Origin of the sequence: Citrobacter sp. RHBSTW-01044 (genome assembly GCF_013781945.1) — a bacterium.
In the GTDB taxonomy this organism is placed as follows: domain Bacteria; phylum Pseudomonadota; class Gammaproteobacteria; order Enterobacterales; family Enterobacteriaceae; genus Citrobacter; species Citrobacter braakii.
Genome location: NZ_CP056180.1, coordinates 3,640,894 through 3,664,832, shown reverse-complemented (window position 1 = coordinate 3,664,832; position 23,939 = coordinate 3,640,894). Strand labels below are relative to the sequence as shown.

The window sequence follows — 23,939 nt, the reverse complement described above, 5'->3', positions numbered from 1 at the left end:
GCGCCACCATCCGGTAATTCTCAATTGCGATTACGCATTACCCCTTCCTGTACGGTAGAAGCGACCAGCACGCCATCCTGGGTATAAAACTCTCCGCGTACAAAGCCCCGGGCACCGGATGCCGAAGTACTCTCGACGTTATACAGCAGCCATTCATTGATATTAAACGGACGGTGGAACCACATGGAATGGTCAATGGTGGCGATCTGAATCCCTTTTTCCAGGAAGCCAATCCCGTACGGTTGCAGCGCAACAGGCAGGAAGTTCAGGTCTGAGGCATAACCCAGCAGATACTGATGGACGCGCAGATCGTCCTGCAGCACGCCGTTAGCTCGGATCCATACCTGGCGCGTCGGAGGTGCGACGTGACCTTTTAGGGGGTTATGAAACTCGACAGGGCGTACTTCCAACGGACGATCGTTGATAAATTTTTCTTTCAACAGCGGCGGCAGCAAATGCGCCACTGAGCGGGCAATTTCCGTTTCTGATTTCAGCTCATCGGGACCCGGCGCATCCGGCATGGTTTTCTGATGTTCAAATCCGTCTTCCGGTGCCTGAAAAGAGGCAGTCATGTAAAAAATGGGTTTACCATTCTGGATCGCGGCAACGCGGCGCGCGCTGAAGCTGTTACCATCACGCAGGACTTCCACATCATAGATGATGGGCTTTTGGCTATCGCCGGGGCGTAAAAAGTAGCTGTGAAAAGAGTGTACCAGACGCTCTTCCGGTACGGTTTCTTTTGCGGCATATAGCGCCTGACCGACAACCTGTCCCCCAAAAACCTGACGTAACCCTAAGTCTTCACTTTGGCCCCGAAAGAGTCCTTCTTCAATTTTTTCCAGATTTAACAATGTCAGCAAATTTTTCAGTGCCAGACTCATACGTGCTCTCCAGGTGATATCGATGTCGCAGCGAGGTAGGCAGAGTATAACGCAATTTTAAAAGTGGTCCGATGGGTGCAATTGTCTGAATTACTGGCCTATTACAGGCAAAAATAGCTGTCTTGTGCCACACTTAGTCACGTTATGTTTTTGTTAACCACTCTTCTGGCGAGGAAAGTTCTCGCTGGTGCATAGATGATAAGGAGAATTTAATGAAACTCGTGCACATGGTAAGTGGTTTAGCGGTTGCAGTCGCTCTGGCGGCCTGTGCCGATAAAAGCGCTGATATTCAGACACCTGCGCCAAGCCCTAATACGTCAATTTCTGACACACAGTCTAAAATTCAGCAGCCAAATGTCTCCGGTACAGTATGGATCCGTCAGAAAGTGGCCTTGCCACCCGATGCGGTGCTAACCGTTACGCTGTCAGATGCTTCACTGGCCGATGCGCCGTCAAAAGTGCTGTCGCAAAAAGCGGTTCGTACTGAAGGTAAACAAGCGCCATTCAGCTTTGTATTACCGTTTAACCCGGCAGATATTCAACCTAACGCCCGTATTCTGCTGAGTGCGGCTATTACGGTAAATGATAAACTGGTCTTTATTACTGATACCGTTCAGACGGTCATCAATCAGGGTGGGACTAAAGCTGACCTGACGCTGGTCCCTGTACAGCAAACAGCAGTACCGGTTCAGGCGAGCGGTGGGGCTACTACCACGGTTCCGTCAACGTCACCAACCCAGGTGAATCCGTCATCTGCGGTTCCGGCTCCCACGCAGTACTAAGGTCGTTGTAACCCTCTCCGCCTGGAGAGGGTTAGTACACCCAGCGATAGCGCTGTAAATCGATCTGTCCGCTTCCTGAAACCACTATTCCTTCAGCCAGCAACGCCTGACGTTGTCGTTGTAGGTCGGGACCTGTCAGCGAAATGGCCCCGTGGCGATTGACCACCCGATGCCAGGGCAGGGTGCTGCCTTCGGGGAGACGCTTAAGCACGCCGCCTACCTGACGCGCAGCGCGCGGCGATCCCGCAAGCCGGGCAACATCGCCATACGTGGTGACGAAACCTTCAGGGATTGAAGCGACAATTTGCCAGACGCGTTGGGGGAAAGAGTCCTGTATATCCATCATTTATTCCTGCGCTAATCCTCCAGCATAATGCCGAATGGCGAAGGAGTGAAGCCGCATTGCACAAGAAAACAGCATCCGATGCTGGATGGGTTGCAATTACAGGGTGCAGCAGTGATAATGCGCCTGCGCGTTGGTTAACAACGCTCTCAATGGGGGCTCTGTTGGTTCTCCCGCAACACTACTCTGTTTACCAGGTCAGGTCCGGAAGGAAGCAGCCAAGGCAGATGACGTGTGTGCCGGGATGTAGCTGGCAGGGCCCCCACCCAATTCTGCCGTCCGGCAATTTCTCTTCTGTTTATCTTCTTTTCTTTGTCATCGGATCGTCATTTTATTGTCATCAAATACTGTCACTGTGTTTTGGGGATGTTATTTGAGCTTTTGCCGCCGCCATTGCGCTGTAATGACATGGTCTTACATCCGGTGTGTTGTGGCTGACCACAAGGATTTTCTACGATGTCGACCGCTGTATTGAATGTCAAAGTTGATGAGGCACTAAAAGAAAAGCTTCGCCATTATGCTGAAGTGCATAATGAAAATTTGAGTATCGCCACGGAAAAACTGCTACTAATCGCGTTTTCCGCCATTGAAGAGGTGGGAGTCTCCGCTGAGGATATCGATAGCCAGCATACGGAAGAATCCGTAGTTGATGCACTGACTCCTAAAGAAATCAAAGCATTGCGAAGATTACTGAAGAAGAAAAAATGAAACAACAATCGCTCTCAACCGCCTGTAATTATGGCGAAGCCTGTGAAATGCTGCGCTCCGGTTATGTGAAACACGTTCGTCTGTGCTGGAATGTCGGCAGCGATGAGTTCTTCCGTATTGCCTCCGATTGGTGTGATGCTGGGGCAAAAATTAAGAAAGACGGTGAGAATTTCGTGATTTCCCTGAAGGGTTTTCCGGTTCCTCCTCAGCGGTAGTATTGCCAGGACCTCCTCGTCCATCACGGCATTCAAGAGCGAGTCCTTTAACTCGTCGTTTAGATTATTTTACGCATTTTCCCGCCGCTAGCCTGCAAACGCAGGCTATCCCAAATAGGTTGCAACACTCTGAAGGCGGCACATGCTGTGTCATCCTGCAACGTGAAGGGCATACGCAAAAAGCGGTCGAATGCGCCATCAAGGCCGAACCGCGTACCGGTTCCCAACTGAATGCCTGCACTTTCGGCGCGCGTGGCAAAGAGCGTCGCCAGCGTATCAGGCAGTTCAACCCAGAAAGAGAGTCCTCCTTGTGGCTGGGTAAATTGCCATTCCGGAAAATGTGAGTTCATCAGGCGCGAGCACAGGTCTCGCTGTGATGTGAGCCGGCGTCTTCTGTCAGGAAGAAAGTCCTCAGCGTTATCCAGCAGCCAACTGGTGGCGAGTTGTTCAAGCACCGGGGAGCCCAAATCGAAGGTGTCGCGGGTTTGGACCAGCGCGGCGATGGTACGCGCCGACGCCCGAATCCAGCCCAGACGTAATCCGCCCCAAAAGCTTTTCCCTGCTGAACCGAGCAGGATGATCGGGGCATCGCGATTGAATGCGGCAAGCGGCGGTGGCGGTGGGGCGTCATACCACAGGTTCACCATGGTCTCATCGACCACCAACGTCGTGCGGGTTCTTTCAGCAATATCCGCCACGACCTGGCGAGTAGCCGTGTCCATACAGCGCCCGGTCGGGTTGTGAAAATCCGGCATCAGATAGGCTATTCTCGGTGCAGTTTGCGCGATGGTGGCGACCAGACCCGCCGTATCCCAACCGTGCTCGGGCAGCGACACGCCGACGGGGCGACATGACGCCCCTTGTATTGCTGCAATGGCCAGCGGATAAGTGGGGTGATCTACCACTACGCGATCGCCGGGGCCGGTGAGTAAACGCAGGATCAGTGCCAGACCGCTAACCGCGCCGTTCACGACCATTATTTCGTCGGGCTGCGTCGGGAGTCCGCGTTCGCAATAATGCCGGGCGATGGATTCACGCAAAACCGACAGTCCCTGCGGTAGATACCCGGAGCTCAGCAGATGCTGCGGCATTGCGAACAGTGCCTGCTGGTAAGCCTGATGAATTTCAGGACCGGCACTCAGCGCTGCCGTGGACAAATCAAGCGCTGTTCCAGTGCTGGTCCGCGTTGGCACATGGCGAATGTGCTCCGGCAGGATCACCCGTGAACCGCTACCATGTCGGCTTTCCAGATATCCCTCCTCACGCAGTTGCGCCATGGCGCTGGCGACGGTGGTTCGGCTGACTTGCAGAACGGCAGCGAGCTCGCGTTCACCGGGCAAGCGGCTATTCAGCGCCAGTCGTCCATCGAGGATCAGCAAACGTAACGCTTCTGCCAGCTGTCGCCAGATGGGCGTTCGCGAGGGACTTTCCTGCCAGTGTCCGAGCAGGCGTTGCAAAGACTGGCTTCCGTAACGGCGAGATGACATAGCAGTCCACTTTTTGAAAACTGGACATTAATCATAGTGCCAATTGCGGTGAAGATGAAAGTTATCTGAGAGTAAGAGGGGAAGAACATGCTGCGTCGTTTACTTCAGCTGTTTATCGGGCTGACGCTGTACGGTGTGTCGACGGCGATGTTTGTCCGTGCCGATTTAGGGGCCGATCCGTGGAACGTGTTCCACCTGGGGGTGGCAAATTTACTGTCGATGAATATCGGCGTGGTGATTATTGCCGTGGGTGTGTTGGTGCTTCTGGCGTGGATACCGCTACGCCAGCGCCCAGGGTTTGGCACGTTAAGCAACGTGATTATGATTGGGCTGGCGGCAGATGTCGCGCTGCTGGTGATTCCGGGATTTGAATCCCTGCTGGCGCGCAGCGGGCTGCTGGTGTCAGCGGTGATACTGAATGCGTTAGCAACCGCTCTGTACATTGGTGCCGGTTTTGGCGCGGGCCCGCGTGACGGTCTGATGACTGGAATTCACGCGCGTACCGGTTGGCCAGTACGACGAATTCGAACCGCAATCGAAGTGTCCGTGTTGCTTATTGGTTGGCTGCTGGGGGGAACCGTTGGGTTTGGAACGGTGCTGTATGCACTGGCTATTGGGCCGCTGATTCAAATTTGCCTGCCATGGTTTTGCCATCAGCCACAGGCGCGTATTCGCATCAGGAATGCGCCTGGGGCACGATCGCCTGCTGGCGACTAAACTTAACCTCGACTGACGCGGCCGGAATCGGCTTGCCGCGCAGTACACTTCGGAGGTTTTTCTCATGAAGTATGTTGATGGCTTTGTGGTTGCCGTACCCGCTGAAAACAAGGAGGCGTACATTGCGATGGCGGCAAAAGCAGCTCCGCTTTTCAAGGAGTTCGGTGCATTGCGCGTGGTGGAGTGCTGGGCAGATGATGTCCCCGACGGCAAACTGACCGATTTTCGCATGGCTGTGAAAGCGCAGGATCATGAAGAAGTGGTATTCAGCTGGATTGAATACCCTTCCAAAGAGGTCCGCGATGCGGCGAATCAGAAGATGATGTCCGATCCCCGTATGAAGGAATTCGGTGAATCTATGCCATTTGATGGCAAGCGAATGATCTACGGTGGATTTGCGCCCATTATGGAAGAGTGATGTGACTGGCTGTGCGGCGTGCCGCCAGCCATCTCAACATCAACAGCCATGCTAAAGCCGTTTTTCTGCCCACAGAATAAATTCCGCTTTCGGCAGCGCTTTACTGTAGAGCCAGCCCTGACCGTACTGCACGCCGTGCTGGCGTAGCCAGGCTTCCTGATTCTCGGTTTCAATACCTTCTGCCACCATCTCCAGCTTCAGCGTTTTCGCGATCTCGATGATATGCGGCGTGACGTTGTTGTACTCCAGCGCATCGACGAACGATTTGTCAATCTTCAGGATATCCACATCCAGATCCTGCAAATAGCTAAGACTTGAATAGCCGGTACCAAAATCATCAATATAGATCGAATGGCCTGCCTGTCGGTATTTAGCAATAAACGGCGCGCTGTTTTTTGGGTCGGCAAATTCGCGTTCGGTCAATTCCAGCGCGATTTGTGCAGGCTTAAGTTGCCAGTGGTTCACCTTCTGGCTTAACAGAGCAGGAAGCGTTTCGGAGGTCAGATCGGCTGACTCAAGGTTAATGGATATATGCTGGTGGGGATATTGACGCAACCATTTTCCTAAATCGTCAAATACGCTTTCAATAATCAAACGGGTGAGCGGCTCTGAAAGCCCGGTCTCTTGCGCCAGTGCGACGAAAATCTCAGGCGACAGATAGCTCCCGTCGGCCTGTGGCCAGCGAGCCAGCGCTTCTGCCCCGACCACTTTCCCCGTTTTGAGCGAGATAATCGGTTGGTAGTAGACCTTGATATCCCGATGCTGGATAGCGTCCTGCAACTGGTGATGAGGGGACTGTAAACGGCGCAAAATACGCAGAATAAAGGCTGCGGTGAGTAAGCCGAGAAGGATCCCTGCCGGCAGCCAGATTAGCGCTTGTCGGTGCCAGCTTTTTTGCAAAGGTACAGTGGATGCCCAGGTTACAACCGTAATGCCCAGTTCGGGGAAGGGGCGGGCGTTATAAATACTGCCGCCTTTCTGAAGATGGGTAATCGAATGCTCTAGTTGCACATGTTGTAAAACATCCGGTGGCAGATCGGTGCTACTGGCTACCACCGTGTTACGCGCGGTACCAATGATAGCGACTTCAATCGGCCATGAGCCAAACGGGATGACATCAATAAAAGAACCGGGATCGATCATCACGACGTAATGCTTGCTACCTAATGCCGCCATAAAACGCTTGATGCCCAAATCGTTTTGCATGGTCAACCATGCGTGGTAGCCATCGGGCGTGATTTTCATTGCTGGAGGAAACGCGGCTGCCCGGCTTCTTTTTTCCAGGGATGAGCATTGTGGAACGTTATCTTTGAGGTACAGCACTTCCTGAATATAGCGATAGCTATATGACAAACGACGCATTTCAAGCAGATGCTCTTCACTACAAGGTTCACCCTGAAAAGCTTCAATATGGCGCAACGCTTTTTTGGCCTGTTCACCTACGCGTTCCGTACGTAATGCGACTCGGGTTGAGAACATATCGAGCTCATCGATAAATTTCGTTTCGACCTGACGATGCGCCAGCCACAGGCTTAAACCTACGGGCGCGAGGATGGAAAGAAACAGCACCCCAGTCACCAGGCTTATCAGATGTCGTGTTATCACAGTGATATCCTTATTAACACAGCGTAGGGAAAGTATATCCGAAAGCCGAAAAAGCTATTCGATTGGCATCATATATTTACGGCCACTTATCATCCCGTTTAACTCTTAATCGCGTAAACCAGGTTGTGATTTATACAAGAGTGGTGTATTTTTGTGGTTATGTTATAACGTAACAAATTGAGGTTGCCATGAAGCCGGATATTCATCCTTTTTACCGTACTGTGGTGTTTCACGATACCAGCGCCAATGAATTTTTTAAGGTCGGCTCGACCATTAAAACGGAACGTGAGATTGAGTTTGAGGGGAAAATGTATCCGTACGTGACCCTGGATATCTCTTCCAAATCGCATCCGTACTATACCGGGAAACAAAAAACCTTTGATAACGAAGGCAGTGCAGCACGTTTCCAGAAACGTTTTGGTCATTTTATTGGCACTAAGCGAGGTTAAGATGCAGGTACTCAATTCACTTCGTAGTGCAAAACAGCGTCATCCTGACTGCCAGATAGTGAAACGCAAAGGGCGTTTGTACGTAATCTGTAAAACGAATCCGCGCTTTAAAGCTGTTCAGGGGCGTAAAAAAAGACGTTAGTTTCTTTACCAACATTTCAGGGATTAAAGTGCGTTTCCTTCACCGGGACGCACTTTTTTTATCTGCGTTGAGATGTGGTTACTGGCTGGTCTGGGGACGGGTTAGCGTAAAGACATCGTAAAACGAGAGTTCACCCTTACGCGATATCATCTTTTGCAGCTGCGCTTTATGTTCGCTATCGACGGAAGGTGAGTGCAGGATGGTATCGATGAGTGAAGGGGGGACAAAGCGCGTGTTATACCATTCCCCGTTATAGCAAACTCTGAAATCCAGTACGTCGATATCTTCAAAGCGGTATCGCGGCGCAACGTCGAAAAAGAAAAACGCGTTGAGTATGACGAACAGAACCACCAGCAGCCATACTGAATCGACTAACGTTTCTGACTGCAGCATCACCGCCAGCGTGGCAAACCACGCAACATACATGCCGATGAACAAGCCGGGATGTTTGCGAATAAAGCTGATGCTAAAGCGCGGTTTGTTGTCGCGCTTTTCGCGAATATTTAAGTCGTCGATGGTTTCGGTAAGCAGGCGCTGTATTTCTGTCATCTCTTGCCTTTGTGGTGTCTGCGATATTCAGATGCGATCGCCCTATTTTAAAAGGGGATACCTTGTGAAGAAAGTAACAGATTAACCACAATTTAGCATAACAGTTACATTTAAGATCACAGCGTTTTGATAATCCTGGCGGGATTGCCCCCAACCACGCAGTTTGCCGGAACGCTTTTCGTGACCACCGCGCCCGAGGCCACAACCACGTTATCACCCAACGTTACGCCAGGGTTTATCACTGCGCGTCCACCTATCCAGACGTTGTGGCCAATAGTCACGGGTTTGCCGAGCTCCATGCCACTGTTTCGCTCGGTGGCATCCAGCGGGTGGGTGGCGGTATAAATATGGACTCCTGGGGCTAACATGCAGTTGTCGCCAATATGGATTGGGCAGACGTCGAGCATAACGCAGTCGAAGTTGGCGTAAAATTCTTTACCGAGATAGATGTTATAGCCGTAATCACAACGAAAAGAGGGTTCAATATAAGCCCCTTCGCTCTGGCCCAACAGCTCATGCAGGATAGCTTGTCGCGCATTTTTTTCATCGGGAGCGGTGAGGTTGTAGCGATGGGTCAACTGACGAGCGCGTAGTCGGTCGTGGCGCAATGTTTCATCCGCCGGGCGATAAAGTTCACCGGCGATCATTTTTTGCTTTTCATTACTCATTACGAATTTCCTGTGTACTGGAGGTCATTTCAACACAGTAAAACGCAATGCAAACAAGGGGAACGTTCCCACTTCTTCGCTGTGATCGTAGTCACGTGATTTGATTTAAATAACCATTGTAAATACGAAAATGGTCAGCCAGACAAATGTACCGCTATACCTGACTTAACCCGTGAGCAATTAGCGAATGAATTTCCAAACAGAAGTTGGAATCTTGTCGTAGAGCTTATTCATAGTCAATTCAGCAAGGCGGTGATCTGCTGCTGAGTAAAATACAGCCAGTTCGTTGTCGGACAATTCATATTTATTTTTTTCAATAACGCGCTCAAGTGTGTCAATTGTCTGACAACGTCGCAGGCGCATCAAATAATCAGTTTTAGTTAATGGTTTATCGGACATAAATCTTACCTATGATTGTAATAATTTTTAACAAGACAAACTAACAGGATTAGCCCTGGTGGCATTGACAAAACAGCGAAACAGTCGATTACCTGACTTCCGCCATTTCTGCAGATCCTGCGTATTAATACCATAACTGCTGAACAACATAAAAGTGTCATCCAGGTATTCATCTATCTGCGCGACCAGCTTATTGTCCTCATTGTACTTAATTTTATAATTAAGTGCGAAGGTTGCAATATGCTCTATCAGTTCATTGAGCTGCAAGCTGGTGGCAGAGGTAGGGTCATTAACCCAGCCATGGTTACTTTGTTCAAGGTTTGCAAGACAGTCATGATACAGGGTTTCGCAGAGAAATTTAAGCTGCGCGATATCATGTCTTTTGGGTGAGTATTCATCCATAACGCATCCCCTTCTTCGTGGCTTAAACTAACCGAACACCTTCGGGATGGATACAACAGACTACCTGGAACTTGCCCGCGACTCCTGATGATTTAACTATAATCTAGTCTAAAAAAGATTTCATCGTCATATCACGAAAAATTACAATTATGCAAACTTATGATGTCAGGTCATTTTTACATTTTAACAGATAAATGCGGTTATTCGGAATCGGACAATTTCTTTATTCTTCGGGCAATCATCGAGTTATCTTGATTAGGTTTAGCAACGAAAGGTAACAATCGACAATGTGAACCGCTTACCAGGAATAATCTTAATATTTATTAAAGTAAATAAGAACTCTCAATGATTTTTAAGAATAGCCTTTAAGGCTACAGGGATTATATCGCTTATTTACCCTGGAGAAAATAAACGAAATAGCAATAAGTGATTTTTATGATTTTTCCAGAAAAAAGGCCGCTTGCGCGGCCTTATCTTTAGAGATCTATCAATGATGGTCTACTGAGTGGCTATGCTCAAGATCTTCACTTTTGCGGCTAAAGCGGCGGCGTACCACCACAAAGAACACCGGAACAAAGAAGATAGCCAACACGGTTGCCGTCACCATCCCGCCCATTACGCCAGTACCAACGGCGTTCTGCGCGCCGGAGCCTGCGCCGGAGCTGATAACCAGCGGCATTACGCCCAGAATAAAGGCCAGCGATGTCATCAGGATCGGACGTAAACGCATGCGGACCGCATCCAGCGTCGCCTCTATCAGACCTTTACCCTCTTTATCCATCAAGTCTTTGGCGAATTCGACGATAAGTATCGCGTTCTTCGCCGACAACCCAATGGTTGTGAGCAGGCCTACCTGGAAGTAAACGTCGTTGGTCAGGCCGCGGAACGTTGCTGCCAGCAATGCACCGATAACACCTAACGGTACCACCAGCATGACGGAGAACGGAATTGACCAGCTCTCGTACAATGCCGCCAGACACAGGAATACGACAATCAGTGAAATGGCATACAGAGCAGGGGCCTGGTTGCCGGACAGTCGTTCCTGGTAGGACATACCGGTCCAGTCATAGCCGATACCGGATGGCAGTTTGCTGGCCAGTTCCTCCATCATTGCCATGGCTTCACCGGTACTTTTACCCGGTGCGGCCTGGCCTAAGATTTCCATGGAAGGCAGACCGTTATAGCGTTCCAGACGCGGTGAACCATATTCCCAACGTGAGGTAGAGAAGGCGGAGAACGGTACCATCTGTCCATCGCTACCGCGGACATACCAGTTTCCAATATCTTCCGGCAACATACGGTATTTCGCTTCAGACATGATGTAAACTTTCTTCACACGACCACGGTCGATGAAGTCATTTACGTAGCTTCCGCCCCATGCTGCACCCAGCGTTGTATTAATATCACTAATGGATACACCCAGAGCCTGCGCTTTTTCCTGATCGATATCGATCTTGAACTGCGGCGTATCTTCCAGACCGTTAGGACGTACGCCGACTAACAGATCAGGATGTTTCGCAACTTCACCAAACAGCTGGTTACGCGCCTGGGTTAGCTTCTCATGACCTAAACCTGCCTGGTCAATCAGCTGGAAGTCGAAACCGGTCGCGGTCCCTAACTCCACAATCGCTGGCAGGTTAAAAGCAAAGACCATCGCGTCTTTAATCTGCGAGAATGCGCCCATCGCACGTTGAGTAATTGCCTCAACCTTGTTCTCCTCGCCTGGACGTTCACTCCAGTCTTTCAGAGACACGAATGCGATACCGGTGTTCTGACCACGTCCTGCAAAACCGAAGCCGTTAACGGCAAACACCGATTCAACGTTCGCTTTTTCTTTGGTCAGATAGTAATCCGTCATTTCGTCCAGCACCTTCTGGGTACGCTCTTGCGTTGCACCCGCTGGCAGCTGAGCCATTGACAGGAATACCCCCTGGTCTTCATCCGGCAGGAACGAGCTTGGCAGACGAACGAACAGATAGGCCATACCCACGACGATGATCAGATACAGCGCCAGATAACGACCGGTGCTGCGCAGAATTCCGCCCACGCTGTCGGTGTAATGGTGCGTGCTCTTATCGAACATGCGGTTAAACCAGCCGAAGAAACCTTTTTTGCCTTCTCCGTGATCGCCTTTAGCAACCGGTTTGAGCATGGTCGCACACAGGGCAGGGGTCAGAATCAATGCCACCAGGACTGATAACGCCATCGCCGAAACAATGGTGATGGAGAACTGACGGTAAATTGCACCGGTAGATCCCCCGAAGAAGGCCATCGGAATAAATACCGCTGACAGCACCATAGCGATACCAACCAGTGCGCCCTGAATCTGGCCCATCGATTTACGTGTTGCTTCCTTCGGCGGTAGCCCTTCCTCAGCCATTACACGTTCAACGTTCTCGACCACAACGATGGCGTCATCCACCAACAGGCCGATGGCGAGCACCATCCCGAACATCGTCAGCGTGTTTATCGAGAAGCCGAAAATCGCAAGGACGGCAAACGTACCCAATAGCACCACCGGCACGGCGATAGTCGGAATCAGCGTCGCGCGGAAGTTCTGCAGGAACAGATACATTACCAGGAACACGAGGATGATGGCTTCCGCCAGCGTTTTCACTACTTCGTGAATAGAGATTTTCACGAACGGCGTAGTGTCATACGGGTAAACGATCTTCAGACCTGACGGGAAGAACGGTTCCATCTTCTTCAGTTCATCGCGGATAGCGTTTGCGGTGTCCAGGGCGTTAGCGCCTGTCGCCAGCTTGATACCCAGACCGGATGCCGGTTTACCGTTGAACTTCGCAATGATGTCGTAGTTTTCGCCACCCAGTTCTACTTTCGCTACGTCACGCAGACGCACCTGGGAACCGTCCTGATTCACTTTCAGCAGAATTTTGCTGAACTCATCGGCGGAGGTCAGACGGGTTTGCGCGATGATCGAAGCGTTAAGCTGCTGGCCTTTCACCGGCGGCGTACCGCCTAACTGACCGGCTGCAACCTGGGCGTTCTGCGCTTTGATGGCGCTGATCACATCAACCGGCGTCAGCTGGAAGTTATTCAGTTTGTTCGGATCCATCCAGATGCGCATCGCGTACTGGGAACCGAACAGCTGAACATCACCCACACCTGAAGTACGGCTGATGGCGTCCTTCATGTTGGCGCCCACGTAGTCGGAAATATCCTCCTGCGTCATGGTGCCGTTGGTGTTGATTACGCCGACAACCATCAGGAAGCTACTGGATGATTTCTCAACGCTCACACCCTGTTGTTGTACTTCCTGCGGCAGAAGCGGCATTGCCAGCTGCAGTTTGTTCTGCACCTGTACCTGCGCGATATCCGCATCAGTACCAGACTGAAAGGTAAGCGTGATCTGCACGGTACCCGTGGAGTCACTGTTTGAGGACATGTACATCAGGTTATCGATACCGTTCATATTCTGTTCGATAACCTGAGTAACAGTATCCTGTACTGTTTTGGCATCAGCGCCAGGGTAGGTCGCGGAGATCGTCACTGCTGGCGGTGCAATAGTCGGATATTGCGCTACCGGCAATTTGAGGATCGCGAGCCCCCCTGCCAACATGATGATAATGGCGATCACCCACGCAAATATTGGGCGATCGATAAAGAAATTAGGCATGTCTTAACGGCTCCTGTTTAAGTTAAGACTTGGACTGTTCAGGCTGGCTACCGCTTGCACCTTGCTGGTTGTTATCAGCGGTGATTTCCTGCGCTTTTACCTGCGCGCCAGGACGTACTTTTTGCAGCCCAGTGACAATCACGCGGTCGCCCGGTTTAAGTCCATCAGTGACTAACCATTTGTCGCCAATCGCTTGTGCGGCGACAATTTGACGAGTTTCAACTTTGTTGTCTGCACCGATAACCAATGCACTGGCATCGCCACGCGGTGTGCGGGTAACGCCTTGCTGTGGAACCAGTAGTGCAGTTGGGTTAGTTCCTTCTTCCAGACGAGCACGGACGAACATACCCGGCAGTAAGGTGTGATCCGGGTTAGGGAAGATTGCGCGTAACGTAATCGACCCGGTGGTTTGATCTACCGTGACATCAGAAAATTCCAGCGTACCGGACTGCGGGAATTTAATGCCGTCATTGGTCACCAGTTCGACTTTCGCTTTACCGTTTTCCTGCTTCAGCGTGCCGTTGGCCAACTCTTGTTTCAGGCGCAGGAAATCGTTGCTTGACTGCGTCACGTCCACATAGATGGGATCCAACTGCTGAACGGTTGCCAGTGCGGTTGCCTGACCGTTTTGCACCAGAGCGCCTTCAGTAACGGATGATTTACCAATGCGGCCGCTGATCGGCGACGTCACTTTGGTATAAGCCAGATTGATGCGTGCAGTTTCTACCGCGGCTTTCGCGGCGACAACGGAGGCGTTCGCCTGCTGTGCGTCTGCCAGTGCACTATCGTAATCCTGTTGACTGATGTACTTAGTACCCAACAGTTTCTGATAACGTTTGACCGTCAGTTGAGCGATATTTGCTGCGGCTTGTGCTTTTGCCAGATCGCCTTTTGCGCTTTCATAAGCGGCCTGGTAAGTAGCAGGATCAATCTGATAGAGAGATACACCCGCTTCGATGTCACCACCTTCCGTGAAATTACGCTTCAGGATAATACCGCTAACCTGAGGACGAACTTCTGCAATGCGATACGCACTGGTGCGACCCGGGAGTTCGGTTGTTATCTGTAGAGGTTCAGTTTTGAGCGTAACAACTCCAACCTCTGGCATCTGCTGGCCCCCTTGTTGGGCCTGTTTGTCGTCACATCCTGTTAGCGCTAAGCTGCCTGAGAGCATCAGAACGACTGCCAGAGGCGTTAACCCTCTGTTTTTGTTCATATGTAAACCTCGAGTGTCCGATTTCAAATTGATCAATGGCTGAAAGCCCATAAACCCATTGCTGCGTTTATATTATCGTCGTGCTATGGTACATACATTCACAAATGTATGTAAATCTAACGCCTGTAAATTCACTGACCTATGGCACGAAAAACCAAACAACAAGCACAGGAAACTCGACAGCACATTCTCGATGTCGCTCTGCGTTTGTTTTCGCAACAAGGGGTATCATCCACCTCGCTTGCGGAGATCGCAGCAGCCGCTGGTGTCACGCGCGGCGCGATCTATTGGCATTTCAAAAACAAATCGGATTTATTCAGTGAAATCTGGGAGCTAGCAAAACCTAACATTGATGAGTTAGAGACTGAGTATCAGGCAAAATTCCCCGACGATCCACTATCAGTATTAAGAGAAATTTTAATTTACGTTCTTGAAGCTACCGTGACAGAAGAACGCCGACGTTTATTGTTGGAAATTATATTCCACAAATGCGAATTTGTCGGGGAAATGGCCTCAGTTCAGCTAGCTCAACGCAGTCTGTGTATTGAAAATTACGACCGTATCGAACAAACATTGCGGCACTGCATGAACGCCAACATGCTGCCGGAAAATCTGAACACGCGTCGCGTGGCGGTGCTGCTGCGTAGTTATGTTACCGGAATTATCGAGAACTGGTTATTTGCCCCTGAATCTTTTGATCTGAAAAAAGAGGCTCGGGAATACGTCGCCGTGCTGCTTGAGATGTGTCTTCTCTGCCCAACCTTGCGGGTTAACGTAGCGGAAACCTGTTAACTCTCTGGGTCTGTACCAGGAATTCTCCTGGTCATTTTGCCTCCTGCTATTCTGCCGGTCACAGCCGTGATATTCTTGCCGCTTGACTATTTTCGGTCACTTTTCCGGTTCAGAAACCTTCATTCTCATGACTATGTTGCAGCTCTATAAACGTTCACAGCATCTTATTGCTATTACCATTCTTTTCTTCATTCTATTGCTATCCTGCCAGTCATCTGCATTTGCGCGGGCGCAACAGAGTGGTGAACTGCCGACGAAAGCGGATATTCAGAGCCAGTTAGACACGCTGAATAAACAAAAAGATCTCTCCGCACAGGATAAGCTGGTTCAACAGGATCTCATCGATACCATTGCCACGCTGGATAAAATCGATCGTGTGAAGGATGAAACCGTACAGCTTCGGCAAAAAGTTGCCCAGGCGCCGGAGAAAATGCGTCAGGCGACGGATGCGCTAAATTCGCTTAGCGATGTCGATAATGACGATGAAACGCGAAAAACGCTGAGTACGCTCTCCTTACGACAGCTTGAGTCGCGCGTGTCGCAGGTCCTGGATGACCTGCAAAGCTCGCAAAACGATCTGGCCGCTTACAACAGCCAACTGGTATCGCTGCAGACACAGCCAGAGCGCGTACAAAATGCGATGTACACCGCGTCGCAACAGATGCAGCAAATCCGCAATCGACTCGATGGCACCACTGTGGGAGAGGCGGCTTTACGCCCCAGCCAGCAGGTGCTGCTGCAGGCGCAGCAAGCGTTGCTGAACGCGCAGATCGACCAGCAGCGTAAGAGCCTCGAAGGGAATACCGTTTTGCAGGATACCCTGCAAAAACAACGCGATTATGTGACGGCGCACAGTAACCGCCTTGAACACCAGCTCCAGCTCCTGCAAGAGGCGGTGAACAGCAAACGACTGACGTTAACCGAAAAGACGGCACAGGAAGCGGTAACGCCGGACGAAGCCGAGCGTATTCAGTCCAATCCGTTAGTGAAGCAGGAACTTGATGTTAACCATCAGCTCAGCCAGCGCCTGATTGCCGCGACTGAAAACGGCAACAGCCTGATGCAGCAAAATATCAAGGTCAAAAACTGGCTTGACCGCGCGCTGCAATCCGAACGCAACATTAAAGAGCAGATCGCCGTTCTGAAAGGCAGTCTGCTGCTGTCGCGCATTTTATATCAGCAACAACAAACGCTGCCGTCGGCGGATGAGCTTGCCGATATGACCAACCGGATCGCCGATTTGCGTCTGGAGCAGTTCGAAGTTAACCAGCAGCGCGATACGTTGTTCCAGAATGATGCGTTTGTCGCCAAACTGGAAGAAGGGCACAGCAACGACGTTAACCCTGAAGTCCATGATGCCCTGCTGCAGGTTGTGGATATGCGTCGTGAACTGTTGGATCAGCTAAATAAGCAGCTGGGCAACCAGTTGATGATGGCGATTAATCTGCAAATCAACCAGCAGCAGTTAATGAGCGTGTCGAAAAACCTGAAAGAGATCCTCACGCAACAAATCTTCTGGGTTAACAGTAACCGTCCGATGGACTGGGACTGGATCAAAGCCTTCCCGCAAACCCTAAAAGACCAGTTTAAGTCGATGAAAATCACGGTGAACTGGGAAAAAGCCTGGCCCGCCGTATTTATTGCGTTCCTGGCGGGGCTGCCGCTGCTGCTTATCGCCGGGTTAATCCGCTGGCGTTTGAAGTGGCTGAAGGATTATCAGGCAAAATTAGCCGCCGCGGTGGGGAACCTGCGCAATGACAGTCAGCTTAATACGCCAAAAGCGATTCTGATCGATCTCATCAGAGCCTTGCCGGCGTGTCTGATTATCCTCGCGGTGGGTCTGATTCTGCTGACTATGCAACTGAATATTAGCGACCTGCTGTGGGCGTTCAGTAAGAAGATGACCATCTTCTGGCTGGTGTTTGGTCTGTGCTGGAAGGTGCTGGAAAAAGATGGCGTGGCGATACGTCATTTTGGCATGCCAGCGAAGCAGACCAGCCACTGGCGTCGCCAGATTGTGCGTATTAGCCTTGCGCTGTTGCCGCTTAACTTCTGGTCGGTCATTGCTGAGCTGTCGCCGCTTAATTTGATGGACGATGTGCTTGGCCAGGTGGTCATTTTCCTCAACCTGCTGCTGATCGCCTTCCTGGTATGGCCAATGTGCCGCGAAAGCTGGCGTGACAAAGAGTCGCATGGTCTGCGTCTGGTCACTATTACCGTGCTGTCTATTATTCCGATTGCATTAATGGTGCTGACGGCGACAGGGTATTTCTACACCACGCTGCGCCTGGCGGGCCGCTGGATTGAAACGGTCTATCTGGTTATCCTCTGGAATCTGCTGTACCAGACGGTACTGCGAGGGTTGAGCGTAGCGGCTCGCCGTATCGCCTGGCGTCGTGCGTTAGCGCGTCGTCAGAACCTGGTGAAAGAAGGGGCCGAAGGCGCAGAGCCGCAGGAAGAACCGACTATTGCGCTGGAACAGGTTAACCAGCAAACGCTGCGTATAACCATGCTGGTGATGGTTGCCCTGTTTGGTGTTCTGTTCTGGGCCATTTGGTCTGATTTGATAACCGTGTTCAGCTATCTCGACAGCATAACGCTCTGGCATTACAACGGCACCGAAGCGGGTGCGGCAGTGGTGAAAGACGTCACCATGGGCAGCCTGTTGTTTGCGATTATTGCGTCAATGGTCGCGTGGGCGCTGATCCGCAACTTACCCGGCCTGCTGGAAGTGCTGGTGCTCTCGCGACTGAAGATGCGCCAGGGGGCTTCTTATGCGATCACCACGATCCTGAATTACGCCATCATCGCCATCGGTGCGATGACGGTCTTCGGATCGCTCGGCGTTTCGTGGGATAAGCTACAGTGGCTGGCCGCTGCTCTCTCGGTTGGTCTTGGTTTCGGCTTGCAGGAAATTTTCGGTAACTTTGTTTCCGGTCTGATTATTCTGTTTGAACGCCCGGTACGCATCGGCGATACCGTGACCATCGGTACGTTCTCCGGAACGGTCAGCAAGATCCGTATCCGTGCCACCACCATTACTGACTTCGATCGTAAAGAGGTGATCATCCCGAACAAAGCATTCGTGACGGAGCGTTTGATCAACTGGTCGCTCTCCGATACCACCACGCGTCTGGTGATCCGCATTGGCGTGGCCTATGGTTCGGATCTGGACAAAGTGAAGAAGGTGCTGTTGCAGGCGGCGACAGAACACCCGAAAGTGATGCACGATCCGGAGCCTGCAGTGTTCTTTACTGCCTTCGGCGCCAGCACGCTGGATCATGAGCTGCGTTTATACGTGCGTGAATTGCGCGATCGTAGCCACACGGTTGATGAACTTAACCGGGCGGTCGATCGTTTGTGCCGTGAAAATGACATTGATATCGCCTTTAACCAGCTCGAAGTTCATCTGCATAACGCGAAAGGTGACACCGTGACCGAGGTTAAACGTGACATCATTAAAGGTGACGATCCGACGCCTTCGGTAGGTTAACAGAAATAATCATCAGGCCTGCGAGCTTCGATTCATTCGTAGGCCTGATAAGTGCAAAGCCATCAGGTTTTCAGTTACAGCTCTTTTTTAGATAAAGAGAGTAGTTTCTTCTCGTAATCCTGCTTCACAATCTCCAGTGCTTTCAGAACTGTTTCAGGCTCCATCTGATTCTCTTCAAGCAGGACAATCAAATCGACGGCCAGTTTGACTTCATCTGGGGCGTTCTCTAATGACATAAATTCTCCGGGGATTAGCGGGTTAAACGCGCCAGCATGTTATCTATTCTTGCCAGTGCATGACGACAGCGTGCCAGTCGTGCTTCGAATGCCTCTACTTCGCGATGCAGTTTTTGCTGTTCTTCAAAGCCTGTAACCTGTGCCAGGCGTTCTTTACGTTCACGCGTCATTTCAACCAGGCGGCGCTCAAACTCCTGGTGTTGAACTCGCTTACGCTGCCAGCGCGCCAGACCAGGAGAGGCGCAGTCCCACTCCCGGAGCGACCAACTGGCGGTTTCACGTGAAATCGCCTCTAACTGTGAGGCAAGGTGTTCCGTAAGCCAGGTAATTTGTGGTAGTTGTTGCTGTTCAACTGCGCGACGTAGAGCAGTGAGATTATCATCAGCTTCATCCAGACAGGCCTGTAGCAACGTGCTGCGGGTGTGAAACAGATGCCTGTCAAAGCGGGCGCTAAGCGTGGCATGGTGTGCCAGTGGGGCACAACGCTGCCGCAAGCGGTTAAGCTGGTTTTCGAGCGTCTGAAGCAGCATGACGGTTTTCACGACAACACTCCGATGAAAATGAGAACTGTTATGATAAAGTAGCGATTCTCTGTGTTAAGTATTCATATTATGCAACGCATTATTCTAATCATCATAGGCTGGATAGCGGTAGTGTCAGGAACGCTGGGCGTTGTATTGCCTCTGTTGCCGACAACGCCGTTTATCTTGCTGGCCGCCTGGTGTTTTGCTCGCTCGTCGCCGCGTTTTCACGACTGGTTGCTGTACCGTTCGTGGTTCGGCGGGTATCTGCGCCACTGGCAAAAACACCGCGCGATGCCGCCGGGAGCAAAGCCGCGCGCTATTTTGTTGATCCTGGTAACGTTTAGTATTTCACTGTGGCTGGTCAATATGATGTGGGTACGCGGCCTGCTGCTGGTTATTCTCGCCTGTTTACTGATTTTTATGTGGCGGATCCCGGTGATTGATGAAAAACAACAAAAGCAGTAAAGCGCAATAAACGCTGTTGCAATTGTCTCTCACAGCCAGTAAATTCGACCGTTTTCGAGCACAGGCGCAGGTGGTCAAAGGTTAAGCAAATATAACCTTGGCTCTTATACAGACACAAAATCATTCAAGATACGTCGAGGATGAAGTGTATAGTGCGCCGTGAAGTAATACTGTATTAATCAGGCACAAACTTATGACCGCGACTGCACAGCAGCTTGAGTTTCTCAAAAATAGCATCAAAAGCATCCACGATTACCCAAAACCGGGCATTCTTTTTCGTGATGTCACCAGTTTACTGGAAGACCCGAAAGCCTACGCCCTCAGTATTGAATTGCTGGTTGAACGCTACAAAAATGCGGGTATCACTAAAGTGGTTGGTACCGAAGCGCGTGGCTTCCTGTTTGGCGCGCCGGTAGCGTTGGGTCTGGGCGTTGGTTTTGTTCCGGTACGTAAACCCCGTAAGCTTCCGCGTGAAGTTATTGCTGAGAGCTATGAGCTGGAATACGGCACCGATCAACTGGAAATCCACGTTGATGCCATCAAACCTGGTGATAAAGTCCTGGTTGTGGACGACCTGTTGGCAACCGGCGGCACGATTGAAGCGACCGTGAAACTGATCCGCCGTCTGGGTGGCGAAGTGACCGATGCTGCATTTATCATTAACCTGTTTGATCTGGGTGGCGAGCAGCGTCTGGAAAAGCAGGGACTGACCTGTTATAGCCTGGTTCCATTCCCGGGCCACTAATTTCGGGCTATCTTATCTCGGCAGATTAATACCGAGACACACAACCTCGCCGTCGCTGCGAGGTTGTGTTAGCATTATCTCCCTGTGAATCCACCCTCCAGCCTTTCAGAGCCTGCCAATGAGTTATCAGGTCTTAGCCCGAAAATGGCGCCCACAAACCTTTGCTGACGTCGTCGGCCAGGAACATGTGCTGACGGCACTGGCGAACGGCTTGTCGTTAGGGCGTATTCATCATGCTTATTTGTTTTCCGGCACCCGTGGCGTCGGGAAAACGTCAATCGCCCGTTTGCTGGCGAAGGGATTAAACTGTGAAACCGGCATCACCGCTACGCCGTGCGGCGTGTGTGATAACTGCCGTGAAATCGAGCAGGGGCGCTTTGTCGATCTGATTGAAATCGACGCCGCCTCACGCACCAAAGTCGAAGACACCCGTGACCTGCTGGATAACGTCCAGTACGCGCCAGCGCGCGGTCGCTTTAAGGTCTATTTGATTGACGAAGTGCACATGCTGTCGCGCCACAGTTTTAACGCCTTGCTGAAAACGCTCGAAGAGCCGCCCGCACACGTTAAGTTCCTGCTGGCGACCACCGATCCGCAGAAGCTGCCGGTGACTATCCTGTCGCGCTGTCTGCAATTCCATCTTAAAGCGTTGGATGTCGAACAGATTCGCCATCAGCTTGAGCATATCCTCAAAGAAGAGCATATCGCCCATGAGCCACGTGCGTTGCAACTGCTGGCTCGCGCCGCGGACGGCAGCCTGCGCGATGCGCTGAGCCTGACCGATCAAGCGATCGCCAGCGGCGATGGTCAGGTCTCGACCGACGCGGTCAGCACCATGCTTGGTACGCTGGACGACGACCAGGCGCTTTCGCTGGTTGAAGCGGTTGTGGCTGCGGACGGCGAACGCGTTATGACGCTGGTGAACGATGCCGCCGCGCGCGGTATTGAATGGGAAGCGCTACTGGTTGAGATGTCGGCTCTGCTGCATCGTATTGCCATGGTTCAGCTTTCACCTGCCGCGCTCGGCAGCGATATGGCCGCCATTGAACAGCGTATGCGCGAACTGGCGCGAATCGTCCCGCCAACCGATGTGCAGCTTTACTACCAGACCCTGTTAATCGGGCGCAAAGAACTGCCGTATGCGCCGGACAGGCGAATGGGCGTTGAAATGACGCTGCTACGTGCGCTGGCTTTTCATCCGCGCATGCCGCTCCCGGAACCTGAAGCCCCGCGACAGTCTTTTGCCCCGGTCGCCCCCACTGCGGTGATGAACCCGACGCAGGTGCCGCAGCAGCCTGCGGCAGCGCAACAGCAACAGAATGTACCGCTCTCCGATGCTACCAGCCAGGTGCTGGCGGCACGCAGCCAGCTGCAACGCGCTCAGGGAGCAACCAAACCAAAAAAGAGTGAACCGGCAGCCGCTTCCCGCGCGCGGCCGGTGAATAATGCTGCGCTGGAAAGACTGGCTTCGGTGTCGGAACGTGTTCAGGCGCGTCCAGCGGTCTCTGCGCTGGAAAAAGCGCCAGCGAAGAAAGAAGCGTATCGCTGGAAAGCGACCAATCCTGTTGCAGAAGTCAAAGAAGTCGTCGCTACGCCGAAAGCGCTGAAAAAAGCGCTTGAGCATGAAAAAACGCCAGAACTGGCGGCAAAGCTGGCGGCTGAGGCCATCGAACGCGACCCGTGGGCCGCACAGGTAAGCCAGCTCTCGCTGCCTAAACTGGTGGAGCAGGTGGCGCTTAATGCCTGGAAAGAAGAGAATGGCAACGTGGTTTGCCTGCACCTGCGTTCCACGCAGCGACACCTTAACTCCAGCGGCGCGCAGCAAAAACTGGCCGAAGCATTGAGTTCCTTAACAGGGTCAACGGTTGAATTGACCATCGTTGAAGATGATAATCCAGCGGTGCGCACGCCGCTGGAGTGGCGTCAGGCCATTTATGAAGAGAAACTCGCGCAGGCGCGTGAGTCGATTATTGCGGATAATAACATTCAGACGCTGCGTCGTTTTTTCGATGCGGACCTGGACGAAGAGAGTATTCGCCCCATTTGATCGTCAGCCATTACGGTTTGACGGTCGTCATCCCTTAACGTGATTGAGAGAGAAGCCTATGTTTGGTAAAGGCGGTCTGGGTAACCTGATGAAACAGGCCCAGCAGATGCAAGAAAAAATGCAGCAGATGCAGGAAGAAGTCGCCAAGCTGGAAGTGACCGGCGAATCTGGCGCGGGTCTGGTAAAAGTAACCATCAACGGCGCGCATAACTGCCGTCGTGTGGAGATCGATCCAAGCCTGCTGGAAGACGACAAAGAGATGCTGGAAGACTTGGTTGCTGCGGCATTCAACGACGCCGCGCGCCGTATTGAAGAGACGCAGAAAGAGAAGATGGCCTCTGTTTCCTCCGGAATGCAGCTGCCGCCTGGCTTTAAGATGCCGTTCTGATGCAAACCAGCCCGCTGTTAACTCAGCTTATGGAAGCTCTGCGCTGTCTGCCGGGCGTTGGCCCGAAGTCTGCGCAGCGCATGGCGTTCACGCTGCTTCAGCGCGATCGCAGCGGCGGGATGCGTCTGGCGCAGGCGTTAACGAAGGCGATGTCGGAAATCGGCCACTGTGCCGATTGCCGCACATTCACAGAACAAGACGTCTGCAACATCTGCTCGAACCCGCGTCGCCAGGAAAACGGTCAGATTTGCGTGGTGGAGAGTCCGGCGGACATCTACGCCATTGAGCAAACCGGGCAATTTTCTGGACGTTACTTCGTGCTGATGGGACACCTGTCGCCGCTGGACGGTATTGGTCCTGATGATATCGGGCTGGATCGTCTCGAGCAGCGGCTGGCATCTGAGCAAATCAGCGAACTGATCCTGGCGACCAATCCCACGGTCGAAGGAGAGGCGACCGCCAACTATATTGCTGAGCTTTGCATGCAATATGACGTTGAAGCCAGCCGTATCGCCCATGGCGTTCCGGTTGGTGGCGAGCTGGAAATGGTCGATGGCACCACGCTGTCGCACTCTCTGGCAGGACGACACAAGATTAAATTCTGAACAAACGGAGGCCGCGACGGCGGCTT

Annotated in this window: 25 protein-coding genes, 1 other RNA gene, 1 pseudogene and 1 other annotated feature; of the genes and pseudogenes, 15 read left to right on the top strand and 12 right to left on the bottom strand. The window is 51.9% G+C overall.

Annotated features, from left to right (window positions below; genetic code table 11):
• Positions 1 to 20 precede the first annotated feature (20 nt).
• Positions 21 to 881 (bottom strand): acyl-CoA thioesterase II, encoded by an 861-nt coding sequence (gene tesB, locus HV352_RS17815; protein ID WP_016152062.1) that lies wholly within the window; start codon positions 879 to 881, stop codon positions 21 to 23.
• Between the two features lie 212 nt (positions 882 to 1,093).
• Here tesB and HV352_RS17810 point away from each other — a divergent pair, with 212 nt between their 5' ends.
• Positions 1,094 to 1,663 (top strand): YbaY family lipoprotein, encoded by a 570-nt coding sequence (locus HV352_RS17810; protein ID WP_016152063.1) that lies wholly within the window; start codon positions 1,094 to 1,096, stop codon positions 1,661 to 1,663.
• A gap of 31 nt (positions 1,664 to 1,694) precedes the next feature.
• Here HV352_RS17810 and HV352_RS17805 read toward each other — a convergent pair.
• A pseudogene (locus HV352_RS17805) lies at positions 1,695 to 2,018 on the bottom strand (MGMT family protein); the annotation flags it as partial.
• A 150-nt stretch (positions 2,019 to 2,168) separates the two neighbouring features.
• On the opposite strand from HV352_RS17805, the gene ffs reads away from it, so the two are divergent.
• The 3 genes from ffs to HV352_RS17790 all read left to right on the top strand — a co-directional run bounded on the left by ffs (position 2,169) and on the right by HV352_RS17790 (position 2,929).
• An RNA gene (ffs, locus tag HV352_RS17800) (signal recognition particle sRNA small type) lies at positions 2,169 to 2,265 on the top strand.
• Positions 2,266 to 2,462: 197 nt separating this feature from the next.
• Positions 2,463 to 2,714, top strand: a complete 252-nt coding sequence (locus HV352_RS17795; RefSeq protein WP_016152065.1) for a hypothetical protein — start codon at positions 2,463 to 2,465, stop codon at positions 2,712 to 2,714.
• A complete protein-coding gene (locus HV352_RS17790; RefSeq protein WP_016155870.1) occupies positions 2,711 to 2,929 on the top strand; it encodes a hypothetical protein in 219 nt (72 codons plus the stop codon). Before HV352_RS17795 ends, HV352_RS17790 begins: the two co-directional genes overlap by 4 nt.
• 59 nt (positions 2,930 to 2,988) lie before the next feature.
• Here the strand turns inward: HV352_RS17790 and HV352_RS17785 are convergent, their stop codons facing one another.
• Positions 2,989 to 4,416 carry a PLP-dependent aminotransferase family protein gene (locus tag HV352_RS17785; protein ID WP_181634944.1) on the bottom strand — a complete coding sequence of 476 codons (1,428 nt, stop codon included), beginning with the start codon at positions 4,414 to 4,416 and terminating at the stop codon, positions 2,989 to 2,991.
• An 87-nt stretch (positions 4,417 to 4,503) separates the two neighbouring features.
• Between HV352_RS17785 and HV352_RS17780 the strand changes: the two genes are divergently transcribed.
• Positions 4,504 to 5,133: a membrane protein gene (locus HV352_RS17780; RefSeq protein ID WP_016155872.1), complete on the top strand. Its 630-nt coding sequence runs from the start codon at positions 4,504 to 4,506 to the stop codon at positions 5,131 to 5,133.
• A 64-nt stretch (positions 5,134 to 5,197) separates the two neighbouring features.
• Positions 5,198 to 5,551, top strand: coding sequence for a DUF1428 family protein (locus HV352_RS17775; protein ID WP_003831033.1), 354 nt, complete (start codon positions 5,198 to 5,200; stop codon positions 5,549 to 5,551).
• 51 nt (positions 5,552 to 5,602) lie between these two features.
• Here the strand turns inward: HV352_RS17775 and HV352_RS17770 are convergent, their stop codons facing one another.
• The gene (locus HV352_RS17770; RefSeq protein ID WP_016155873.1) at positions 5,603 to 7,156 is read right to left on the bottom strand and encodes an EAL domain-containing protein; all 1,554 of its coding nucleotides are present in this window, start codon (positions 7,154 to 7,156) and stop codon (positions 5,603 to 5,605) included.
• 188 nt (positions 7,157 to 7,344) lie between these two features.
• Between HV352_RS17770 and HV352_RS17765 the strand changes: the two genes are divergently transcribed.
• Together HV352_RS17765 and ykgO are read left to right on the top strand one after the other, a co-directional pair.
• Complete coding sequence (locus HV352_RS17765) at positions 7,345 to 7,605, top strand: type B 50S ribosomal protein L31 (RefSeq protein ID WP_016152070.1); 261 nt, start codon at positions 7,345 to 7,347, stop codon at positions 7,603 to 7,605.
• A gap of 1 nt (position 7,606) precedes the next feature.
• Positions 7,607 to 7,747 (top strand): type B 50S ribosomal protein L36, encoded by a 141-nt coding sequence (gene ykgO, locus HV352_RS17760; protein WP_005125190.1) that lies wholly within the window; start codon positions 7,607 to 7,609, stop codon positions 7,745 to 7,747.
• Between the two features lie 78 nt (positions 7,748 to 7,825).
• On the opposite strand, the gene HV352_RS17755 is transcribed toward ykgO, so the two are convergent.
• The 6 genes from HV352_RS17755 to acrA all read right to left on the bottom strand — a co-directional run bounded on the left by HV352_RS17755 (position 7,826) and on the right by acrA (position 14,618).
• Positions 7,826 to 8,296, bottom strand: a complete 471-nt coding sequence (locus tag HV352_RS17755; protein ID WP_016152071.1) for a YlaC family protein — start codon at positions 8,294 to 8,296, stop codon at positions 7,826 to 7,828.
• Between the two features lie 116 nt (positions 8,297 to 8,412).
• On the bottom strand, positions 8,413 to 8,964 hold the full coding sequence (gene maa, locus HV352_RS17750) for a maltose O-acetyltransferase (protein ID WP_016155874.1): 552 nt from the start codon (positions 8,962 to 8,964) through the stop codon (positions 8,413 to 8,415).
• Positions 8,965 to 9,144: 180 nt separating this feature from the next.
• Complete coding sequence (locus HV352_RS17745) at positions 9,145 to 9,363, bottom strand: HHA domain-containing protein (protein WP_002892050.1); 219 nt, start codon at positions 9,361 to 9,363, stop codon at positions 9,145 to 9,147.
• A gap of 27 nt (positions 9,364 to 9,390) precedes the next feature.
• On the bottom strand, positions 9,391 to 9,765 hold the full coding sequence (tomB, locus tag HV352_RS17740) for an Hha toxicity modulator TomB (protein WP_019076175.1): 375 nt from the start codon (positions 9,763 to 9,765) through the stop codon (positions 9,391 to 9,393).
• Between the two features lie 487 nt (positions 9,766 to 10,252).
• Positions 10,253 to 13,402 carry an efflux RND transporter permease AcrB gene (gene acrB, locus HV352_RS17735; RefSeq protein ID WP_016152073.1) on the bottom strand — a complete coding sequence of 1,050 codons (3,150 nt, stop codon included), beginning with the start codon at positions 13,400 to 13,402 and terminating at the stop codon, positions 10,253 to 10,255.
• 22 nt (positions 13,403 to 13,424) lie between these two features.
• Complete coding sequence (acrA, locus tag HV352_RS17730) at positions 13,425 to 14,618, bottom strand: multidrug efflux RND transporter periplasmic adaptor subunit AcrA (protein ID WP_053389373.1); 1,194 nt, start codon at positions 14,616 to 14,618, stop codon at positions 13,425 to 13,427.
• 141 nt (positions 14,619 to 14,759) lie between these two features.
• On the opposite strand from acrA, the gene acrR reads away from it, so the two are divergent.
• Together acrR and mscK are read left to right on the top strand one after the other, a co-directional pair.
• Positions 14,760 to 15,410 carry a multidrug efflux transporter transcriptional repressor AcrR gene (acrR, locus tag HV352_RS17725; protein WP_016152075.1) on the top strand — a complete coding sequence of 217 codons (651 nt, stop codon included), beginning with the start codon at positions 14,760 to 14,762 and terminating at the stop codon, positions 15,408 to 15,410.
• A 127-nt stretch (positions 15,411 to 15,537) separates the two neighbouring features.
• On the top strand, positions 15,538 to 18,903 hold the full coding sequence (gene mscK / locus HV352_RS17720) for a mechanosensitive channel MscK (RefSeq protein WP_016152076.1): 3,366 nt from the start codon (positions 15,538 to 15,540) through the stop codon (positions 18,901 to 18,903).
• A gap of 74 nt (positions 18,904 to 18,977) precedes the next feature.
• Here mscK and rsmS read toward each other — a convergent pair whose 3' ends face one another.
• Both rsmS and priC read right to left on the bottom strand, forming a co-directional pair.
• The gene (rsmS, locus tag HV352_RS17715) at positions 18,978 to 19,139 is read right to left on the bottom strand and encodes a pleiotropic regulatory protein RsmS (RefSeq protein WP_016155875.1); all 162 of its coding nucleotides are present in this window, start codon (positions 19,137 to 19,139) and stop codon (positions 18,978 to 18,980) included.
• Positions 19,140 to 19,153: 14 nt separating this feature from the next.
• Positions 19,154 to 19,681: a primosomal replication protein N'' gene (priC, locus tag HV352_RS17710; protein WP_103283557.1), complete on the bottom strand. Its 528-nt coding sequence runs from the start codon at positions 19,679 to 19,681 to the stop codon at positions 19,154 to 19,156.
• 69 nt (positions 19,682 to 19,750) lie between these two features.
• Here priC and HV352_RS17705 point away from each other — a divergent pair, with 69 nt between their 5' ends.
• The 5 genes from HV352_RS17705 to recR all read left to right on the top strand — a co-directional run bounded on the left by HV352_RS17705 (position 19,751) and on the right by recR (position 23,913).
• The gene (locus HV352_RS17705) at positions 19,751 to 20,128 is read left to right on the top strand and encodes a DUF454 family protein (protein ID WP_103284448.1); all 378 of its coding nucleotides are present in this window, start codon (positions 19,751 to 19,753) and stop codon (positions 20,126 to 20,128) included.
• A gap of 193 nt (positions 20,129 to 20,321) precedes the next feature.
• Positions 20,322 to 20,873, top strand: a complete 552-nt coding sequence (gene apt, locus HV352_RS17700; protein WP_006685676.1) for an adenine phosphoribosyltransferase — start codon at positions 20,322 to 20,324, stop codon at positions 20,871 to 20,873.
• Positions 20,874 to 20,991: 118 nt separating this feature from the next.
• On the top strand, positions 20,992 to 22,920 hold the full coding sequence (gene dnaX, locus HV352_RS17695; protein ID WP_019076181.1) for a DNA polymerase III subunit gamma/tau: 1,929 nt from the start codon (positions 20,992 to 20,994) through the stop codon (positions 22,918 to 22,920).
• Positions 22,253 to 22,317: a sequence feature (DnaX frameshifting element), on the top strand. (Overlaps the previous gene by 65 nt.)
• A gap of 58 nt (positions 22,921 to 22,978) precedes the next feature.
• Positions 22,979 to 23,308 (top strand): YbaB/EbfC family nucleoid-associated protein, encoded by a 330-nt coding sequence (locus HV352_RS17690; protein ID WP_003021764.1) that lies wholly within the window; start codon positions 22,979 to 22,981, stop codon positions 23,306 to 23,308.
• Positions 23,308 to 23,913, top strand: coding sequence for a recombination mediator RecR (gene recR, locus HV352_RS17685; protein ID WP_016152082.1), 606 nt, complete (start codon positions 23,308 to 23,310; stop codon positions 23,911 to 23,913). The genes HV352_RS17690 and recR overlap by 1 nt, the downstream gene beginning before the upstream one ends.
• Positions 23,914 to 23,939 lie beyond the last annotated feature (26 nt).

Excerpts from the sequence above, each read along its gene's own strand:
- HV352_RS17775 (WP_003831033.1), top strand. The coding sequence starts at position 5,198 with ATGAAGTATGTTGATGGCTTTGTGGTTGCCGTACCCGCTGAAAACAAG.
- mscK (WP_016152076.1), top strand. The coding sequence starts at position 15,538 with ATGACTATGTTGCAGCTCTATAAACGTTCACAGCATCTTATTGCTATT.
- apt (WP_006685676.1), top strand. The coding sequence starts at position 20,322 with ATGACCGCGACTGCACAGCAGCTTGAGTTTCTCAAAAATAGCATCAAA.
- HV352_RS17785 (WP_181634944.1), bottom strand. The coding sequence starts at position 4,416 with ATGTCATCTCGCCGTTACGGAAGCCAGTCTTTGCAACGCCTGCTCGGA.
- tesB (WP_016152062.1), bottom strand. The coding sequence starts at position 881 with ATGAGTCTGGCACTGAAAAATTTGCTGACATTGTTAAATCTGGAAAAA.
- dnaX (WP_019076181.1), top strand. The coding sequence starts at position 20,992 with ATGAGTTATCAGGTCTTAGCCCGAAAATGGCGCCCACAAACCTTTGCT.
- HV352_RS17765 (WP_016152070.1), top strand. The coding sequence starts at position 7,345 with ATGAAGCCGGATATTCATCCTTTTTACCGTACTGTGGTGTTTCACGAT.
- maa (WP_016155874.1), bottom strand. The coding sequence starts at position 8,964 with ATGAGTAATGAAAAGCAAAAAATGATCGCCGGTGAACTTTATCGCCCG.
- ykgO (WP_005125190.1), top strand. The coding sequence starts at position 7,607 with ATGCAGGTACTCAATTCACTTCGTAGTGCAAAACAGCGTCATCCTGAC.
- acrR (WP_016152075.1), top strand. The coding sequence starts at position 14,760 with ATGGCACGAAAAACCAAACAACAAGCACAGGAAACTCGACAGCACATT.
- HV352_RS17705 (WP_103284448.1), top strand. The coding sequence starts at position 19,751 with ATGCAACGCATTATTCTAATCATCATAGGCTGGATAGCGGTAGTGTCA.
- HV352_RS17690 (WP_003021764.1), top strand. The coding sequence starts at position 22,979 with ATGTTTGGTAAAGGCGGTCTGGGTAACCTGATGAAACAGGCCCAGCAG.
- HV352_RS17810 (WP_016152063.1), top strand. The coding sequence starts at position 1,094 with ATGAAACTCGTGCACATGGTAAGTGGTTTAGCGGTTGCAGTCGCTCTG.
- tomB (WP_019076175.1), bottom strand. The coding sequence starts at position 9,765 with ATGGATGAATACTCACCCAAAAGACATGATATCGCGCAGCTTAAATTT.
- rsmS (WP_016155875.1), bottom strand. The coding sequence starts at position 19,139 with ATGTCATTAGAGAACGCCCCAGATGAAGTCAAACTGGCCGTCGATTTG.
- HV352_RS17755 (WP_016152071.1), bottom strand. The coding sequence starts at position 8,296 with ATGACAGAAATACAGCGCCTGCTTACCGAAACCATCGACGACTTAAAT.
- HV352_RS17745 (WP_002892050.1), bottom strand. The coding sequence starts at position 9,363 with ATGTCCGATAAACCATTAACTAAAACTGATTATTTGATGCGCCTGCGA.
- HV352_RS17790 (WP_016155870.1), top strand. The coding sequence starts at position 2,711 with ATGAAACAACAATCGCTCTCAACCGCCTGTAATTATGGCGAAGCCTGT.
- recR (WP_016152082.1), top strand. The coding sequence starts at position 23,308 with ATGCAAACCAGCCCGCTGTTAACTCAGCTTATGGAAGCTCTGCGCTGT.
- HV352_RS17780 (WP_016155872.1), top strand. The coding sequence starts at position 4,504 with ATGCTGCGTCGTTTACTTCAGCTGTTTATCGGGCTGACGCTGTACGGT.
- acrA (WP_053389373.1), bottom strand. The coding sequence starts at position 14,618 with ATGAACAAAAACAGAGGGTTAACGCCTCTGGCAGTCGTTCTGATGCTC.
- acrB (WP_016152073.1), bottom strand. The coding sequence starts at position 13,402 with ATGCCTAATTTCTTTATCGATCGCCCAATATTTGCGTGGGTGATCGCC.
- HV352_RS17795 (WP_016152065.1), top strand. The coding sequence starts at position 2,463 with ATGTCGACCGCTGTATTGAATGTCAAAGTTGATGAGGCACTAAAAGAA.